Consider the following 15,360-nt stretch of genomic DNA (forward strand, 5'->3'; position numbering starts at 1 on the left):
TTGGGCCGGCCCTGCGCTCCTCCGTCTGCTCGGGCGTCCGATTCCAAACAGGTTCTACACGCCTCGACCGCCCGATTCACGCAGCCTGTGCAGCCCGAAAGTTCGCCGTGCCATGAATCCGTTCCTGATCCTCGGGCTCGCCATCGGCGCTGAGGTCACCGCCACCCTGGCGCTGAAGGCCGCCGAAGGCTTCACGCGTCCGGGACCGACGGTGATCGTGGCCCTCGGATACGGGACCGCCCTGTGGCTGATGTCGACCAGCATGGACCTGCTGCCGATCGGCGTCGTCTACGCGATCTGGTCGGGGATCGGCATGATCGGCGCGGCGCTCGGCGGCGCGTGGCTGTACGGCGAGGCGATCAACCCGACGATGCTGGCGGGCATCGCGGTGATCGCCGTGGGCGTGACCATCCTGGCCGCCGGCCAGGGCCAGCACTGAGGCCCGGGTTCAGGGCCGGCCCCGAGGCGGGGACGCCCTCGCCACATCCTCGCCGCGAACGTGCCGTCAAGCTTGGCCTTCGCCTGGTCGGAGCGGAACACCGCCCGACGCGGCAGGCTGGGGGGAGCACGGAGCGCACATGCATGCAGGGTAGCGAGAGGACGAAGGTCGGTCCTGCACTGATTGTCCTGGCGGTAGCCGGAGGCCTGGGGGCCTGCAACACCGCTTCGCCGGTTCTCACGACGGGGTCGATCCCCGACCGCAAGCCGCCGATGGTCGTCAGCGATGCCGAGCGCGATTGTCTCGGCCGCGCCATGTATTTCGAATCGAACCGGAGCGACAGCGACGGGCTGGTCGCCGTCGGGACGGTGGTCATGAACCGGCTCGAGAATGCGGTCTTCCCGGGGGGCATCTGCGCGGTTGTCGGCCAGCCGGGACAGTTCGCGCCGGGCGTGCTCACCAAGCCGATGCAGGAGAAGGACCTGCTGAAGGTTGCCGATGCCGCCGATGCCGTCCTGGCCGGCGAGCGCCACCCGAAGGTCGGGAAGGCGATGTATTTCCACACCGCCGGCCACCGGTTCCCCTACACCAACATGCACTACGTGGCCGTCGCCGGGGGCAATGCCTTCTACGAGAAGCGCGACAAGCGCATGGCAAAGCAGGACAAGCCGGATCCGCAGGACAAGCCGGCCGCACCGGCGGCGCCCGCCCTCCCCGCGACGGTCCTGACCTTCGCGGCCGTACCCGCGCCCCCGTCCGCGAGCCATTGACAGCGCACGCGCGACCCGGCCGCCGCAGCCTCTGAAGGCGGCTGCGCGGCCGGGCTTCGATCAGCCGGCCGCCGCGTCCGTCGCGCCGGTCGCGCGCAGGTTCCGGGCCTCCTGACGAGCGGCCGCCAGGACCCGTTGCCGGCTCCGCGGCTCCCGCAAGGCATGCCACAAGCGGAGCAGCTCCAGGGTCGGCATCGGGTCGCAGTCCGATCCGGACGCGCCTCCGGCTTCGGAGCCGGATTCCTGGAAGAAGATCTCGACCGGACTTTCGAGTGCCTCGGCCAATCTCCTCAGCAGAACGTCGGCTTGGCCGGGCGGGATCATGGGGCCTCCTGTTTCTGCGCGGGCGATCGAACTCGATCCATACCTTTAAGTTGTATGCTCGGCATTCAACCAGGTTACCGCCCCGCCATGTCCGACGAAGACGGTTTTGACCGCATGGTGGAGACGGCCATCGCGGCCCATCAACTCCTGGCCCTACACGGCACGTCGACGATGCAGCTCCTGTCCCGGCTGCTGCTGATGGAAATCGGCACGGAGATCGCGGCGCGGCGCGATGCCGAAGCGGCCGCCAACGACAATCCAGATGTCCCGGAGGCGTAGAGCCCGTTTCGCCGGCCGCGGAAGCCGGGTGGCCGTCCTCGGCGAGACCGGCTTGACCCGTAATCACGCGCGCCGTGAAATGGAACGAGCGGGCAAATCTGTTGATCGGCCTCTCCGCCCGAGCAGGCGGCATTTACACCGACGGGTAAAGGCCTAGCTTGTGGGTAGAAACTACCCACGAATCACGGATCCCTAGCCGATGATCGCGAAACGGGTAGCGCTCGCCGGTGCGCTTCTCCTGCTGAGCATCACGCCGTCCGCCTCCCAGCTGCGCCGTCCGATGACGTGTACGGAGGAGGCGTCCGTCGGTCTCGATGCCGCCACGCCGGAGGGGGCGAAGCCGCAGCCCCAGAAGGCCCGGACGTTCTCGCTGGTCACCAGCGGCGGCCTGCTGACCGTGATCTCGGCAGGACGCTCCGACTATTACGAGTGTCAGACCGCCTCGCCGCGTCTGAATGAGCGCACGCCGCGCAACGCGATCAAATGCCAGAACGGCGTCTATTTCCTGCTGATCGACCTGAACAAGCTGAACTTCGTCGAGGCGCAGCTCAATCCCGAGGAGCGCAATGCGATCAAGGTCAGCTACGGGAGCTGTCGAATCCTGTAGCGACGGAGCGGGATCGTCCGTCGGCGCGGCGACGGCCGGACTAATCCATACGGATCAGGACATAGGCGGCGGCGGCGACGGCCGCGAGAGTGAGGGCCACCAGCAGGGCCATCTTCCCGGATGGTGCTTCCGGCGGCTCTGGGGCGTCGGTCATGCGGCTCCTCCAGGCCGGTGAACGGACGATGACCGCCGTCCTGCCCGGTGATCGTCAGGTGTCGGGTGGCCTCTGGCGAAAGACCCCGGTTCTTCCCTTGGTTCCATGGACGCTTCCGGACTGCCTTCCGGCTCTCACTGGCAGAAGCGCGTGGCGGCGGGCGTCCACTGGCCGAAACCCGTCACCACCATGTTCGCCACGACCCGGCAGATATAGATCTTCTGCGCCGCGTTGTTGTGCGGGCCGGCATGATAGCGCGCCACGGCCATCGTCCAGCTGCCTTCCCGCTTCTTCAGGTCCCGGAGGAATTGCGTCGCGTAGTCCACGTTCGCGTGCGGGTCGATCATGGCCTCGACCGAGCCGAACTTGCCGCCGTGATAATGGTGATTGATCTGCATGCAGCCGAGATCGATCAGGCGCGCGCCCCGGCGGCGCGCCTCGGTGAAGTGGGCGAGCACGTCCTGGGGCCCGGTCGCGAAATAGGCCGTTCCTTCGATATTCATGGCATAGGGCTGGAGCGAGCCGCGTTTGCCCGTCTCCGTGAGGCCGACGGCGTAGAGGACGCCGAGAGGCACGCCGTAACGGGCCGAGGCGCGGCCCATCTCGGCCTCACACACGTTTGCGGCGGCCGGAACCGCGCTACAGATAAATGCCGCCGTCGCGAGGACGTATCGTCTCATCGATCCGCTCTCCGTCGCGCCGGCCGGTGGCCGAACGATGCGCCGCCTGTCGTTGCCCATCCTCCCCGTGACCCGGTCGAGCTCCCCCGTTCGCGAAGGAGGACTGACCCTGCGACGGAGCCCCTTCAGCAGAGCCTCCCGCATCGGCCGGTCGCGCTTGAGCGACGGTGACATCGGCTTGGTGGTGCGCCTGCTTGAGGAGGTCCGTGAGGATGGCCGCATCCCGCTGCAGGAGCGCGGCGGTTTCCGGCCGCGAGGCGCGCAGGTGCGTCTCGAGCTGGCCATTCGCCAGTCGCAGCTCCACGGTGACGGTTCCCAGCTCTTCCGGCCTCAGCTGGATCCTGAGCACCCGCAGCGGTCCGTCGGGCGCGGTCCCGGTCGCCGGGTCGGCGTGATTGCCGACCGCATCCGGACGGGCCGGCACCGCACGCGCGATCTCATCCTCGATGGCAGCGGCGATCATCGGCAGGGTGATGGCGGGCAGGCCCGTCTCTGTCCCGACGCTGTCCCTGGGGGTCGGGACGGAACTGCCGGCCCGGCTCTGATGGCCTGCGGCCGCGAGGATCGTACGGGCGATTCCGGGGACCGCATGGCTGTCCGCAGGCACGCTCAGGTCGGACGTGCCGGGCGGGGCGATGGCCGCGCGCACCGCCGTGTCTGCGGGATCCTGGGGCGCGAGACCGGTCGCGGCCCGAAGCGTCCGCGCCGTGGTGGCGATGATGTCGCCCAGTCCCGGCCGGGCGAGGTTCTGTCCGGCCACAAAGGTAGCCCCGGAGGCCGCCGGCGCAGCTTCGGCGGGCATCGCCGTGTCTGCCGGACCCTGGGACGCGAGATCGGTCGCGGCCTGAAGCGTCCGCGCCGCGGTGGCGATGACGTCGCTCAGTCCCGTCCGGGCGAGGTTCTGTCCGGCCACGGTTGGTGCCCCGGAGGCCGCTGGCGCAGCTTCGGCGGCCCCGGACTCGGGTAGCGCTGCCGGGGGTAGCACGGGTTTGAAATGGACCGCGCGGTCGAGCACCGTGACGTCCGGCTTGGGTCCTGATCCGGCGAGCAGCCCCTGCGCGGATCCTGCTCCGCGCACCAATGCGGGTGCAGAACGGGCTGCGGCGTCGGGGGCTGTCATGCGCGGCCCCGGAGAGCCGCCGGTCGCGGGGGCGTCGGAGGCGGCCGCCGGATGGGCGGTGTTCAGGACGTTGGCCAGCACCGTCGCGGCGGCGCTTGCCGGATCGGCGGGGGAGAGCGCGGGTGTCACGGTCGCCTCGTCGGGGCGGCCCTTCGCGACAGGTCCCCGCGGCTCCGCGGCATCATCCCGGTCCTCGTCGGACGAGGGCGTGGAGGGGGGCTCCGCGATCTCGCGCAGGACATCCCCGAAGGCGCCGGGCCGGCCCCTGTCCGGCGGGGTCCGGAGGTCGGTCTCCGGATGGGACCGCGCCATCTCGCGATCGGACTTCGGCGCGGGTCTCTGAACCGTGGCGGCGATCAGGGTCACGGAGTTGCCTTCTGGAGGAGCAGATCGATCTGGTCGATCGTGGCTTGGGCCTTGGGAATCAGTCTGGCCGCGCCATCGGTGGAATCCGCCGCGGCCTGCGCCTGTCGCGATGGCGCCGTGTCGGCCACCGGCCCCACGCGCGTGCCGACGAGACCGCGCCCGATCTCCTCGGCCGTCGCAAGCGCCGTCTTGAGGAGGGGGATGTCGCGGGCGGGAAGCTTGGATCGGTCGAGGGCCTGCAAGGTCCGCAGCCCGGGCTCGAAGGTCGCCAGGTCCACGATCTCGGCCGCCGCCCGGTAAAGGCGTCCCTGGGCCGCCTCCGGACTCTCGGGCCCGCAGAGCGCCAGGGCCTTGTCGGCGGCCAGGCGCGCCGAGGCCGTCTTGCCCTCCTGGATCGCCGTACGGGCGATCAGCAGGTACAGATCGCGCCGGCTCCCGGCAGCCAGTTCGTTGACGATCCTGTTGAGGGCCCCGAAGCGCGCCTCGTCCCGGCCGACATCGAACTGGGTCAACTGGTAGGCGAGGCGCTGCCTGAAATTGCCAGCGTAGACCGAATGCGGAAAGCGGCGCAGATACTGAATCGCCAGGGCTTCGAACCTGTGCAGATCGCCGATCTGCCCGAGGGCGAAGACCTCGCGGCGCAGGGCTCCTTCTTCGCTGAGGGTCCCCGGCAGCAACAGCCGCACGCGATCGAGCAGGGCGATCGCCCGGACCGGATTCTCGGTCACGATGAGCGAGGCCTGCGCGAGGCCGACCGCACCGGCGAGCGTCGGCGGCAGACCCGCCGTGTCGAAATCCCTGAGGAGGCGGTTCGCGTCCGCATCCCGCCCCTCGATAAAGGCTAGAGCGCCGCGGGCCAGCGTCGCCTCCCGCTCGCCCAGCCCGTCCAGCGCAGTCAGGCGACGCAGGATCGCCGGCCCCCCGCCGCTCAGGGAGAAGACGATGGCGGCTCTGACATGATGCCCGTCGGCCCAGACTTCCGGTGCCGCAGCGAGAAGATCCGCGTTGATCCGGGCGATCAACCGCGGCTGACCCTCGTGGGCGGCGACCGAGCCGGACGCGACCCGGTCCTGCAGCAATTGCAGCGTCCGCACCGCGGCAACGGGACCGGCCCTCAAGCCCTGGGAGTCCAGGGCCGCCGGTGCCGGCACGGACTCCGGAAGCGCGGGACGGTCCGCCTGCGGAACCGCCGTGGGTGCCGGTTCCGCGACGGCTGGATCCACGAGCCCTGTGACGAGCGCACCGAGGGCACCCAGCAGGATCCGCCTCATCCCGGAATTCCTTGGAGAAGGATCTCGATCCGCCGGTTCTCCGGCGCCTTGGGATCTGGCGCGTTGCGCGGCATCCGGTCGGCCGCCCCCTCAACGCGCCAGATCCGCGCCTCCTCGATGCCCGCTCGGATGAGCATGTAGGACGCCATGTGGGCGCGCGCCGTCGAGAGCCGCCAATTGTCGTAGACGTCCGAGCGGAACGGCCGACTGTCGGTATGGCCGCGGATGATGAGCCGGCCCGGGCGCGAGGCCAGCGCCTTCGCGAGGCGCTCCATGGCCCGCACCATCTCGGGACGGGGCTCGGCCGAACCCACCGCGAACATGCTGAAATTCAGGTCGTCCGTCACGTTGATCAAGAGCCCCTCCGACGTCCCCTGAACCTCGACGCGGGGGCCGGGGGCGGAGGGCGGGAAGATCTTGGCGATCTCCGCTTGCAGCGCAGCCTGGGCCGCAGCGGTCGCCGCCGGGATCGGGGCCGACCCCGCGATGGGAGCCTCCGCCGCCTTGGCGCCGGTGTCCCTGATCTCCGCCACCTTGTTTGCCGTCGCCGTGTGTCCTGTGGCCGTCTGTCCTGCTGCCTTGGCCTCGGGGGCCTTCGCCTCCGCCGCTTGGCGATCTTGGCGATCTTGGCGATCAGACACCGGCGGTTCAGCCTCCGTGCTGCCCGCGTCTCCGGCTCCGCGCGCATCGGGCCTGGCCTGGGCCGGCGGGGGTGTGATCCCGGTTGGGGCGGGCCGGTCGGTCTTCGCCGGCGACAGGGTGGTCACCTGCCAGTACAGCGGATCGAACGGATCCCGGGCCACGTCGCCCCCCCGCCGACCCGCTTCGCCGAGATCGCCGATCGTGGTGCTCTGGGGCTTGTCCGGATCGGACTCGGTCGCGAGGTGCGCCAGGACGGAATAGGGATCCTGGAACAGTTCCCGCTCCCGCCCCGCCGATCCGGGCGGCAGGGTGCCGGATCTGTCCCGCGTGACGGCCGCGGCCGCCGTGTCGCTCGCCTTGTTTCCCTCCTTCGAATCCGTCGAACCCGGCTGAGGATCGCTGAGCCCCTTCCGAAGCGGGAGAGGCTGGGAAAGGCTGATCGGATTGAAGTAATTCGCTATGCTGGTCTTGGTCTCATCGTTCGTGACCTTGGTCAGCCAAAGGACCAAGAACAGCGCCATCAGCGTCGTCATAAAGTCGGCAAATGCGATCTTCCAGACGCCGCCATGATGTTCGTTGTCGTCCTGCGGGGGCCGGCGGACGATAATGATCTCGGGGTGATCGTTGGCCATGCTCAGCGGTCCTCGATGAGGGCGGCGATACGGTCACCCCATGCCTGGAGCCGGGTCTCAATGACCGTCCAGTTCGTCTGAATGCGCAGGTCAGGTCTGCTGTCCGGCGACAAGGCGAGTCGGCCAGGCGGCAGATTCAGGCGTTGGGCCAGCGCCTCCACGAGATCCGGCGGGCCGCTCAGGGTGAGCGTGCCCGTCTGACTGTCCGCCACAAGAGTCGACACGGTCGCCTGCAACTCGCGGATCGCCTCCTGCCGCAGGGCTTCCGCCAAGAAGGGCTGGAGGACCCGCGTCAGGCTTCCGGCCAGACGGGCTTCCAGCATCTGAATCTGCTCGGCGAAGCCGTTCGCCAGGACAGCGGCTTCCGTTTCGACCCAGCGCTGCCGTGTCTCCGCCAGGGTGGTAGCCGCCGCGGCGCGTTCCGCCGCCGCGGCGGCCTCAGCCGCCCGAGCGGCCAGCGCCTCGCCCTCTCGGCGGCCTTCCGCGCGCGCCTCAGCCGCGATGGCTTCGGCGTCCTGCGGGGGGGCGGTCGCGTCGGCCGGATCCCGTTTGGCGATCAGGGCCGCAAGGGTGTGGGACGATCGCTGACCCGCATCCGAAAATACGGTCCAGATCGGAGGTGCATCCACCATTACGCGGCCTCGTCGCGCGTGAGCCATTGTTTCAGGATGTTGGCGACCTGCTCCTCGTCGAGTTCCACCAGCTGCTCGAGCTTGCGGATCGGCGAGCGCGCGACGTGCTCATTCAAATCCTCGATCAGGCTGGGATCCGAGGATGCCCCGACCTGCTCCGCTTGCGGCACGCCGAGCGCCGCCGCGAGGTCCATTGGGGCGACGGTGAGTTCGGTTCCGACCTCCGAGGGGCGGGCGAGGATGGCATTGACCGCTGGACGCAAGCCGAACCAGATGAGCAGGCATCCGACAATCAGGATCGTGGCCGCGTTGATCAGGGTTCCGGACTGCCGCATCAGGACGTCGCCGACACCCAGGGCCGGCGTGGGGGCGAGAGGCTGACCTTCGTCGATGAAACTGACGGCCGCCACCTTGATCTGGTCGCCCCGGCCCTTGTTGAAGCCGGCCGCTGACGCGACCAGTTGCTCGATCTCTGAAATCTGCGGCTCCAGATCGACCTTGGCCCCGTCTTTGACGCTGCCCGCGAGCGCCTCGAGGCGGGACCGGTTCACCAGAACGGCGACGGACAGGTTCTTCACGGAATAGCCGTCGCTGACGGTCTGGACCGTCTTCGAGGAGATCTCGAAGTTGGACAATTCCTCGCGGCGCTGGCTTTCGGAGCTCGACGCATCGGTCCCCTCGGAACGGACGCGCTGATCGGGCAGGTTCTGCTGAGCGGTGGTCGGCTTCTGGGGGGCGCGGTTCTGCGAACTCTCCGATTCCTTGATTGTCCGCAGCGAGCGCTCGACCTTCTGGTCAGGATTGAAGATTGTCTCGTCCGTCTTGGTCTTGTCCGTGTTGAGCCGGGCAACAACGCTGATTTCGAAATTGTTTGGCCCCAGATAAGGGGTAAGCGTGCGGCGGACGTTGTCCTGGATCTCCCGGGTGACGGTTTGCTCGAGGCTCGTCAGCCGGCCGGCCGGCGCCGTGGTGGCGTCGTCGCCGGCGAGCAGGACCGTCCCATCGGTATTCAGCACGGTCACCTTTTCCGGCTTCATGCCGGGAATGGCGGCGGCGACGAGCTGCCGGATCGCCGGCGCGGTCGAGGCATCGTTGGCGGGCTCGGTGCGCACGACCACTGAGGCCGAGGCGGGCTGCTGCTCGCGGCGGAACGAGCCGGGATCGGGCATCACGATATGGACCCGGGCTGCCTTGACGCCCTTGAGCGTCTGGATGGTGCGGGCGATCTCGCCCTCCAGGGCCCGGACCCGGGTGATGTCCTGCATGAACGAGGTCAGGCCCAGCGAGCCCAGGTCGTTGAACAGTTCGTAGCCGGCCTTGCCGCTCTGGGGCAGGCCCTTCTCGGCCAGGAGCATGCGGGCCTGCGCGGTCTGCCCGTAGCTGACCAGAACCGATGTGCCGTCCGCACTGACGTCGAAGGGAATCCCGGCGTCCTTGAGCGCCACGCCCATGCGACTCACGTCGTCACGGCTCAAGCCGGAATAGAGGGTCTCCCGGAGCGGGCGGCTCAGGTAATAGGCCCCCAGGCCTATGGCGAGGAACACGGTCAGTCCCACCAGTCCGAGGGCGATCAAGCGCCGGGGCCCGAGCTCCAGGATATTGTTCCACAGCTTCTCAATGTGTTCGCGACCGGGCATCGGCAGGACTCGGTATCCACCACAGTGGCTCTGCCTCCGCATGGCGGATCAACCTTGCGCGAAGGTGGCGTAACGCGCGGCTTTGGCAAAAGAAAAAGCCGCGCATCCGAAGATGCGCGGCCTGAATCAGATCGGCGATCTGGTCGTGATATTGATCAGGTGGGCCGGATCAGTTCCGGAACAGGCTGAGGATCTGCTGCGTGTTCTGGTTGGCGATCGTGAGCGACTGGATACCGAGCTGCTGCTGGACCTGAAGGGCCTTCAGCTTCGTCGACTCTTCTTCCATGTTGCCGTCCACCAGGATGCCGATGGAGGTGTCGTTGGCCTTGGACAGCACTTCCGTGTAGTTCTGGAACGACTGCATCTGCGACTTGAGCGCACCGAGGTTGGCCGCCACTTCGGTCATCGCGGAGGAGATCCGGTCGACCATCGAGATGTAGGCGTTGATCTTCGACAGGTCGTTCGGAAGGACCGTCGAGATGTCCATCGTGTCGAATTTCAGGTTGTAGGCCTTGAGGAAGCCGTTGTTGTCCGCGCCGAGCACGGAGTATTCCTTGTTGAGGATGCCGCCGGTGCCATCCTTGCCCACCTTGGCTTTTCCGTTCTCCGTCGTCCGATCGCCCTCGAATTTCGCCTTGGCGGTATCGTAAGCGCCCTTCGCGGTCGTGTAGGCGGTCACGTCCGCGGTGGTCTTGCCGCTGCTGGTGTAGGCCGCGTAGGCGGCGTCGTACGTGGCTTGCGCCGTCGTCCAGGCCGCCAGCGGCGTGGTCGAGGCGCTCGTGCCGGCGGTCCCGTTGGCCGTGCTCTTATCGTACAGCTTGAGCCTGTTCGTGTCGATGTCGGTCGTCGTCAGGATCGGCTGGCCCAGCACCCGGGTGAAGCCCGAGACGACCTTCCGGATCGGCGAGTAGGTGGGCTGGCTCGAGTCGACCGACAGCCAGGCTTCGCCGGCCTGCGACGCATCCGCAGCATAGGCGCGGAAGCGGGAGAGGGTCGCGTTGAGATCGTCCTGGATCAGCATGCGGTCGACGCCGACGCCCGACGCCGTGGTCAGCTTCCTTTTGACCTCCTTGAGCTCGTCGACCATCGTGTTGAGGGCCTGGTACGTGATGTTGACGACGCCCAGGCCCTGGCCGATCGAGTCCTTCACGGCGCCGAGCGAGGCGTTGTCCTGGCGGATCTGCGTGGCGATCGCCCAGTAGGCGGCGTTGTCCGAGGCGCCAGCGATCTTCAGGCCCGTCGAGATGACGTCGTTGGTCTTGTCCAGGTTCTGGCCGATGAGCTTCAGCGTCAGCTGCGCCGTCATCGCGGCGTTGTTCGTAAACAGGCTCGACATAACGATGTCCCTTGGAAGACGTTGTTTCTGGGACATGCCGGATTCTCGCCGGCATAGCAGGGCGGCTTCATGCCTTTGAGATCGACCATCCGGTCCAGATCTCAACCTGCTATCAATGCTGTACAGAGCGGATCGTAAACTTTGCGTCCGACCGATCCATTTGCAGCCTGGATGTGATGGACTGGCTGTCTTCTCAAGTCAACGTCAAAATCGATCCGTCGTGGAAAAATTTATGACGACTCGACCTTAGAATTGTTTCGGGTCTGATTAGAAGTACGATTTCACAAGACCGCTGATCAGCATGTTCCATCCGTCGATCAGTACGAAGAACAGGATCTTGAAAGGCAGCGAAATCACCGTCGGCGGCAGCATCATCATACCCATGGACATGACCAGCACCGCGATGACCATGTCGATGACGAGGAAGGGAAGCGCGATCAGGAAGCCGATCTCGAAACCGCGCCGCAGCTCGGAGATCATGAAGGCCGGGATCAGGATCCTCAGGTCGGATCTGCCGCCATCCGGCGCCTTGGACGCATTGGCCGCGGCCATCTCCGCGAAGGTGTCGAGATCCTTCGGTCGGACATGGGCCAGCATGAAGTCCCGGAACGGCGCGGTCACCTTGGCGAAGGCTTCCTCCTCGCTGATCCTGTTCTCGGTGAGCGGGCGGACGCCGTCCTGCCAGGCACGATCGAAGGTCGGCCCCATGACATAGAAGGTCATGAACAGCGACAGGCTGATCAGCACGAGATTCGCCGGGGCGCTCTGGAGGCCCAGCCCCGAGCGGAGGAACGAGAGTGCGACGACGAATCGGGTGAAGCTCGTCACCATGACAAGGAGACCCGGCGCGATCGACAGGACGGTCATCAGCGCGATGAGCTGGATCATCCGCCCGCTGATCGAGCCGTTTCCTGGGGGCAGAACCTGGTCGAGGCTGAAATTCTGCGCGTGCGCCGCCGTGGCGACAAGGAGGAGCGAGCTCGCGATCCAGACGCGACGCAGCATGGTGTGACTGATCCTGATGATTGTCGGCCGGGGTCGAAGAGGTGGCCGACGGAGCGCCCTACTGGACGACGAGTGTTTCGATGAAGAAGTCTTGGACTTGGCCATTGCTTCGGATCTGGACGCGTTCGGTCAGATCCTCGCGCAAGTGGCTCAGGCCGCTCGGTCCCTCGATCTGCGCGACGGTCAGGGTGCGCAGGTAGCCGACGATGTCCTGGCGGATCTCCGCGGCGATCGCCTTGGGGTTGCCGAGGGCCCCACCCTTGACGACGATGGACGATTCCAGACGGACCCAGACATCGCCGGGGCCGGCGAGGTTCGTCACCACGGTGCCGAGACTCGCGACAGTCGCGTTCGCATCGTAGGGGGCCACCCGCTGGACGCGCTCCTCCTCAGCCTTCTTCCGCTCGTCGACGGCCTTCTCGATCCGTGTGGCCATGTAGAGGCCGCTCGCTCCCCCGACCCCGACCGCCAGGACCGTGAGCATCGCGAGGAGGAGCAGCCAGCGGAGCTTGGAGCGGCGGGATGCGGAATCGGAAGCCATGGATCTCGCCAGCCTCGGGTTCAGAACGGCGTGGCCAGGTCGTAGACCTGCTGGACGACGGCGGGCTGCTGCACCTCCATCAGGCGCCCCCGACCGCCGTAGGAGACGCGCGCCTCCGCGATCTTGTCGTAGTCGATCGTGTTCCGGCGCGAGATGTCGCGCGGACGGACAATGCCGGCGATGTTCAGGACACGGACCTCGTAATTGACCCGCACTTCCTGCGAGCCGCTGATCAGCAGGTTGCCGTTGGGAAACAGATGCGTGACGACGGCCGCCACGGAGAGCCGGAGCTGCTCTTTGCGGTCGATGGTGCCCTGCCCCTTCGTCGAGGAATTGCCATTGACCTCGTAATGGTTCTTCGACTCCGGCGTGAGACCGAACAGGTCGAACTGGAGATCCAGGCTCGACTTGGCGCGCGAATCGCGCGACCGGTCGGTGGCATTGTCGAACTGGGCCTTGTCGTTCATCGCGATGAGAACGGTCAGCACGTCGCCGACATTCTTGGCGCGCGGATCCTGAAACAGGTCCGCGCTCTGCTGGGCCCAGGTCGAATGGTACCCCTGACCCTGCGTCGCCACATAGAGCGGCGGCACGCTGTCGTGGTTCGGATCGATGCCGAGGCCCACCGGGCTCAAGGCCGGCGCGCGGCCGATCTCTTGGATGGGCGTCGCGCAAGCCCCGAGGGCCGTGAGCGCCGCGATGGCGGCCAAGCGCTTCATCCTGATGTCTCGCTGTCCTGCGGATGGCGGTCCCCCTCGTCCATACGCGGCTGGGGCTGCGCCTTGACGGCCTCGCCGGGCCTCTGGGGCGTCGGCTTCTTCGGCGGGGTGTTCGTGATGACGTTGGCCAGGCGCGCGGCCCGACCCGGTTCCATCTCGTTCAGGATCGCGCTGGCGATGCGCGCGTCGAGCCGAGTCAGGATCGCGGCTGCCGCCTCGCTGTCCATGGCGGTCAGCTGCTGCGCCGCTGCCTCGGGCCGCATCCGGGCGTAGATCGCCGTGACGCTCTCGTCCGCCTTGGCGAGGAAGGCTTGCCGGCGCTTCAGCCATTCCTCGTACTCGGCACGCTTGGCCTCGAGCTGGCTGATCCGGTTCTCGATATCCTTGGACAGCGCGGTGAGCGCCTCCTTCTGCCAAGCGAAGCGGGCATCGGCGGCGGCGTTCGCGATGCCGGCGCAGTACTGCGCGGGACGGGACTCCTCAGTCTTGCCCGGCTCGCCCGGCTTCTGCTGGGCGGCCGCCTGCGTTGCCGACAGCGCGACGGCTGAGGTCAGGAAAAGGCCGCGCCAGCTCCGTACGGAGGCCTGACCGATGCGGCGCATGCGGATTGGACCGGTCATTGGATCACCAGCTCCGCCTGCAGGGCCCCCGCCGTCTTCACGGCCTGGAGGATGGCGATCACGTCCGTCGGCTTCATCCCGACATTGTTCAGGCCCCGGATCAGGGTCTGCAGGTCGGGCCCCGAGACGATCGCGAGGCGTGCCATCCGCTCGCCCGCCTCGATGTCGGTCCGCGGCACGACGGTCGTCTGCCCGTCGGAGAACGGAGCGGGCTGGGACACCTGCGGGGTCTCGGTGATGCGCACGGTGAGGTCGCCGTGCGTCACCGCCACGGTGGAGACCTGGACGTTCCGGCCGATCACCACGGTGCCGGTCCGCTGGTCGATCACCACCTTCGCGGGAATATCCGGCTGGACCTGCAATTCGCCGATCTCGGCCATGAATCGGGTCCGACCCACATGGCCGGGCCGGGACAGGACGACGGTTCGGTAGTCGCGCGGGCTCGCAGCACGCTTCCCGTACTTCTGGAGCGTGTAGGCGTTGATGGCGTCGGAGATCAGGACGGCCGTGCGGAAATCCGGGTTCTTCAGTTCGAGCGCCATGCCCGGCAACTCGTTGAACGTGCCGGCGACGGCGCGCTCCACCAGCGCGCCGTTGGGGATCCGGGCGGCCGTCGCCACCCCGGAGACCAGGGACTCCGCCTGCCCGGTGGCGCTGAACCCGGAGACGACGAGGGCGCCCTGGGCGACCGCATAGACTTGCCCGTCTCCGCCCGAGAGCGGTGTCATCAGCAGGGTGCCGCCGCGCAGGGAGGTGGCGTCGCCCATGGAGTTCACGGAGACGTCGACGCGCGAGCCCGGCTCCACGTAGGCCGGAAGGTTGGCGGTGACCATGACCGCCGCGACGTTGCGGGTTCGCAGCCGCTGGTCGCGCACGTTGATGCCCAGGCGATCGAGCATCGATTGCAGGGATTGTTCCGTGAACTGCGCGTTGCGCAGGGTATCGCCGGTGCTCTGCAGGCCGGTGACGAGCCCGTAGCCGACGATCTGATTGTCGCGCACGCCCTGGAGCGACGCGATGTCCTTGATCCGCGTCGCCGCTGCAGGCGCCGGCCAGAGAGCGAGGGCGGTCAGGAGAAGGGACAGCAGCCGGCGCATCACGGCTGCCCCGTCCGGACGTGGCCATCGGGCTGGACGATGCCCTGGACGACCCGTCCCGTCGCCAAGTTCCGCACGCTGACCGCCTCGTTCACGGCGGCGTTCGCCAGGGCCTGGCCGACGGTGGTGATCACCACCCCGTGCTCCTCGAAGACGATCACGGTCGGGGTGCCCCGGGTCACGAGCTTTGCCTCTTCGAGGGCGGTCGACGGGATCGTCTCGCCGGGCAGGAGGGTCCGCCGGGCGATCCGTCCGACCGCATGCGCCACCGAGTCGACGACCGGCAGACGCGGCCGGTAGCTTTCCGGATAGGCCTGCTCGCGCAGCATCGTCGGCTTGATCACGTCGCCCGCGTAGATCGTGGCGACCGGCACCGGCAGGACCTGTTCCGCGGCGACGGCCGGCACGGACGCGAGGCCGAGCGTGCAGGCCGCGCCCAGCGCTATCCGTGCCACGATCTCGACGGGGCGAGCTGCATGGGCCATGGTT

At 67.7% G+C, this 15,360-nt stretch carries 18 protein-coding genes; 4 read left to right on the plus strand and 14 right to left on the minus strand.

Annotated features, from left to right (window positions below; genetic code table 11):
- The first annotated feature begins 112 nt into the window (after window positions 1-112).
- Window positions 113-439, plus strand: coding sequence for a DMT family transporter (locus tag ABIC70_RS04680; protein WP_043357283.1), 327 nt, complete (start codon window positions 113-115; stop codon window positions 437-439).
- 143 nt (window positions 440-582) lie between these two features.
- The gene (locus tag ABIC70_RS04685; protein ID WP_051045108.1) at window positions 583-1,209 is read left to right on the plus strand and encodes a cell wall hydrolase; all 627 of its coding nucleotides are present in this window, start codon (window positions 583-585) and stop codon (window positions 1,207-1,209) included.
- Window positions 1,210-1,269: 60 nt separating this feature from the next.
- Here the strand turns inward: ABIC70_RS04685 and ABIC70_RS04690 are convergent, their stop codons facing one another.
- The gene (locus ABIC70_RS04690) at window positions 1,270-1,533 is read right to left on the minus strand and encodes a hypothetical protein (RefSeq protein ID WP_043379630.1); all 264 of its coding nucleotides are present in this window, start codon (window positions 1,531-1,533) and stop codon (window positions 1,270-1,272) included.
- An 87-nt stretch (window positions 1,534-1,620) separates the two neighbouring features.
- On the opposite strand from ABIC70_RS04690, the gene ABIC70_RS04695 reads away from it, so the two are divergent.
- Window positions 1,621-1,812, plus strand: a complete 192-nt coding sequence (locus ABIC70_RS04695; protein ID WP_043357287.1) for a hypothetical protein — start codon at window positions 1,621-1,623, stop codon at window positions 1,810-1,812.
- Window positions 1,813-2,011: 199 nt separating this feature from the next.
- Window positions 2,012-2,419, plus strand: coding sequence for a hypothetical protein (locus tag ABIC70_RS04700; protein ID WP_043357279.1), 408 nt, complete (start codon window positions 2,012-2,014; stop codon window positions 2,417-2,419).
- A 288-nt stretch (window positions 2,420-2,707) separates the two neighbouring features.
- On the opposite strand, the gene ABIC70_RS04705 is transcribed toward ABIC70_RS04700, so the two are convergent.
- From ABIC70_RS04705 to flgA, 13 genes are all read right to left on the minus strand, one after another.
- Window positions 2,708-3,253: a transglycosylase SLT domain-containing protein gene (locus ABIC70_RS04705; RefSeq protein WP_075380073.1), complete on the minus strand. Its 546-nt coding sequence runs from the start codon at window positions 3,251-3,253 to the stop codon at window positions 2,708-2,710.
- The gene (locus ABIC70_RS04710; RefSeq protein ID WP_354439009.1) at window positions 3,213-4,268 is read right to left on the minus strand and encodes a flagellar hook-length control protein FliK; all 1,056 of its coding nucleotides are present in this window, start codon (window positions 4,266-4,268) and stop codon (window positions 3,213-3,215) included. The genes ABIC70_RS04705 and ABIC70_RS04710 overlap by 41 nt, the downstream gene beginning before the upstream one ends.
- A gap of 467 nt (window positions 4,269-4,735) precedes the next feature.
- Window positions 4,736-6,010, minus strand: coding sequence for a MotC family chemotaxis protein (locus ABIC70_RS04715; RefSeq protein ID WP_052083594.1), 1,275 nt, complete (start codon window positions 6,008-6,010; stop codon window positions 4,736-4,738).
- Window positions 6,007-7,284: a MotB family protein gene (locus tag ABIC70_RS04720; RefSeq protein ID WP_354439011.1), complete on the minus strand. Its 1,278-nt coding sequence runs from the start codon at window positions 7,282-7,284 to the stop codon at window positions 6,007-6,009. The genes ABIC70_RS04715 and ABIC70_RS04720 overlap by 4 nt, the downstream gene beginning before the upstream one ends.
- Before the next feature lie 2 nt (window positions 7,285-7,286).
- Complete coding sequence (locus ABIC70_RS04725; protein WP_354439012.1) at window positions 7,287-7,913, minus strand: hypothetical protein; 627 nt, start codon at window positions 7,911-7,913, stop codon at window positions 7,287-7,289.
- A 2-nt stretch (window positions 7,914-7,915) separates the two neighbouring features.
- Window positions 7,916-9,553 carry a flagellar basal-body MS-ring/collar protein FliF gene (gene fliF, locus ABIC70_RS04730; protein ID WP_043379619.1) on the minus strand — a complete coding sequence of 546 codons (1,638 nt, stop codon included), beginning with the start codon at window positions 9,551-9,553 and terminating at the stop codon, window positions 7,916-7,918.
- 169 nt (window positions 9,554-9,722) lie between these two features.
- Window positions 9,723-10,889 (minus strand): flagellin N-terminal helical domain-containing protein, encoded by a 1,167-nt coding sequence (locus tag ABIC70_RS04735; protein WP_043357264.1) that lies wholly within the window; start codon window positions 10,887-10,889, stop codon window positions 9,723-9,725.
- Window positions 10,890-11,156: 267 nt separating this feature from the next.
- Entirely contained in the window at window positions 11,157-11,894 is a 738-nt protein-coding gene (fliP, locus tag ABIC70_RS04740) for a flagellar type III secretion system pore protein FliP (protein ID WP_043357262.1), read from the minus strand.
- A gap of 58 nt (window positions 11,895-11,952) precedes the next feature.
- Complete coding sequence (locus tag ABIC70_RS04745; protein ID WP_043357260.1) at window positions 11,953-12,435, minus strand: flagellar basal body-associated FliL family protein; 483 nt, start codon at window positions 12,433-12,435, stop codon at window positions 11,953-11,955.
- 20 nt (window positions 12,436-12,455) lie between these two features.
- Window positions 12,456-13,154, minus strand: coding sequence for a flagellar basal body L-ring protein FlgH (flgH, locus tag ABIC70_RS04750; protein ID WP_043357258.1), 699 nt, complete (start codon window positions 13,152-13,154; stop codon window positions 12,456-12,458).
- Complete coding sequence (locus ABIC70_RS04755) at window positions 13,151-13,774, minus strand: MotE family protein (RefSeq protein WP_043756838.1); 624 nt, start codon at window positions 13,772-13,774, stop codon at window positions 13,151-13,153. Before ABIC70_RS04755 ends, flgH begins: the two co-directional genes overlap by 4 nt.
- Window positions 13,771-14,871, minus strand: a complete 1,101-nt coding sequence (gene flgI, locus ABIC70_RS04760; protein WP_043357256.1) for a flagellar basal body P-ring protein FlgI — start codon at window positions 14,869-14,871, stop codon at window positions 13,771-13,773. The genes ABIC70_RS04755 and flgI overlap by 4 nt, the downstream gene beginning before the upstream one ends.
- Window positions 14,871-15,356, minus strand: a complete 486-nt coding sequence (gene flgA / locus ABIC70_RS04765) for a flagellar basal body P-ring formation chaperone FlgA (protein WP_354439014.1) — start codon at window positions 15,354-15,356, stop codon at window positions 14,871-14,873. Before flgA ends, flgI begins: the two co-directional genes overlap by 1 nt.
- Window positions 15,357-15,360: the final 4 nt, after the last annotated feature.

The sequence above is a fragment of the Methylobacterium sp. 1973 genome (assembly GCF_040545035.1).
GTDB classification, from domain to species: domain Bacteria; phylum Pseudomonadota; class Alphaproteobacteria; order Rhizobiales; family Beijerinckiaceae; genus Methylobacterium; species Methylobacterium fujisawaense.

Excerpts from the sequence above, each read along its gene's own strand:
- ABIC70_RS04680 (WP_043357283.1), top strand. The coding sequence starts at position 113 with ATGAATCCGTTCCTGATCCTCGGGCTCGCCATCGGCGCTGAGGTCACC.
- ABIC70_RS04685 (WP_051045108.1), top strand. The coding sequence starts at position 583 with ATGCAGGGTAGCGAGAGGACGAAGGTCGGTCCTGCACTGATTGTCCTG.
- ABIC70_RS04690 (WP_043379630.1), bottom strand. The coding sequence starts at position 1,533 with ATGATCCCGCCCGGCCAAGCCGACGTTCTGCTGAGGAGATTGGCCGAG.
- ABIC70_RS04695 (WP_043357287.1), top strand. The coding sequence starts at position 1,621 with ATGTCCGACGAAGACGGTTTTGACCGCATGGTGGAGACGGCCATCGCG.
- ABIC70_RS04700 (WP_043357279.1), top strand. The coding sequence starts at position 2,012 with ATGATCGCGAAACGGGTAGCGCTCGCCGGTGCGCTTCTCCTGCTGAGC.
- ABIC70_RS04705 (WP_075380073.1), bottom strand. The coding sequence starts at position 3,253 with ATGAGACGATACGTCCTCGCGACGGCGGCATTTATCTGTAGCGCGGTT.
- ABIC70_RS04715 (WP_052083594.1), bottom strand. The coding sequence starts at position 6,010 with ATGAGGCGGATCCTGCTGGGTGCCCTCGGTGCGCTCGTCACAGGGCTC.
- ABIC70_RS04720 (WP_354439011.1), bottom strand. The coding sequence starts at position 7,284 with ATGGCCAACGATCACCCCGAGATCATTATCGTCCGCCGGCCCCCGCAG.
- fliF (WP_043379619.1), bottom strand. The coding sequence starts at position 9,553 with ATGCCCGGTCGCGAACACATTGAGAAGCTGTGGAACAATATCCTGGAG.
- ABIC70_RS04735 (WP_043357264.1), bottom strand. The coding sequence starts at position 10,889 with ATGTCGAGCCTGTTTACGAACAACGCCGCGATGACGGCGCAGCTGACG.
- fliP (WP_043357262.1), bottom strand. The coding sequence starts at position 11,894 with ATGCTGCGTCGCGTCTGGATCGCGAGCTCGCTCCTCCTTGTCGCCACG.
- ABIC70_RS04745 (WP_043357260.1), bottom strand. The coding sequence starts at position 12,435 with ATGGCTTCCGATTCCGCATCCCGCCGCTCCAAGCTCCGCTGGCTGCTC.
- flgH (WP_043357258.1), bottom strand. The coding sequence starts at position 13,154 with ATGAAGCGCTTGGCCGCCATCGCGGCGCTCACGGCCCTCGGGGCTTGC.
- ABIC70_RS04755 (WP_043756838.1), bottom strand. The coding sequence starts at position 13,774 with ATGACCGGTCCAATCCGCATGCGCCGCATCGGTCAGGCCTCCGTACGG.
- flgI (WP_043357256.1), bottom strand. The coding sequence starts at position 14,871 with ATGCGCCGGCTGCTGTCCCTTCTCCTGACCGCCCTCGCTCTCTGGCCG.
- flgA (WP_354439014.1), bottom strand. The coding sequence starts at position 15,356 with ATGGCCCATGCAGCTCGCCCCGTCGAGATCGTGGCACGGATAGCGCTG.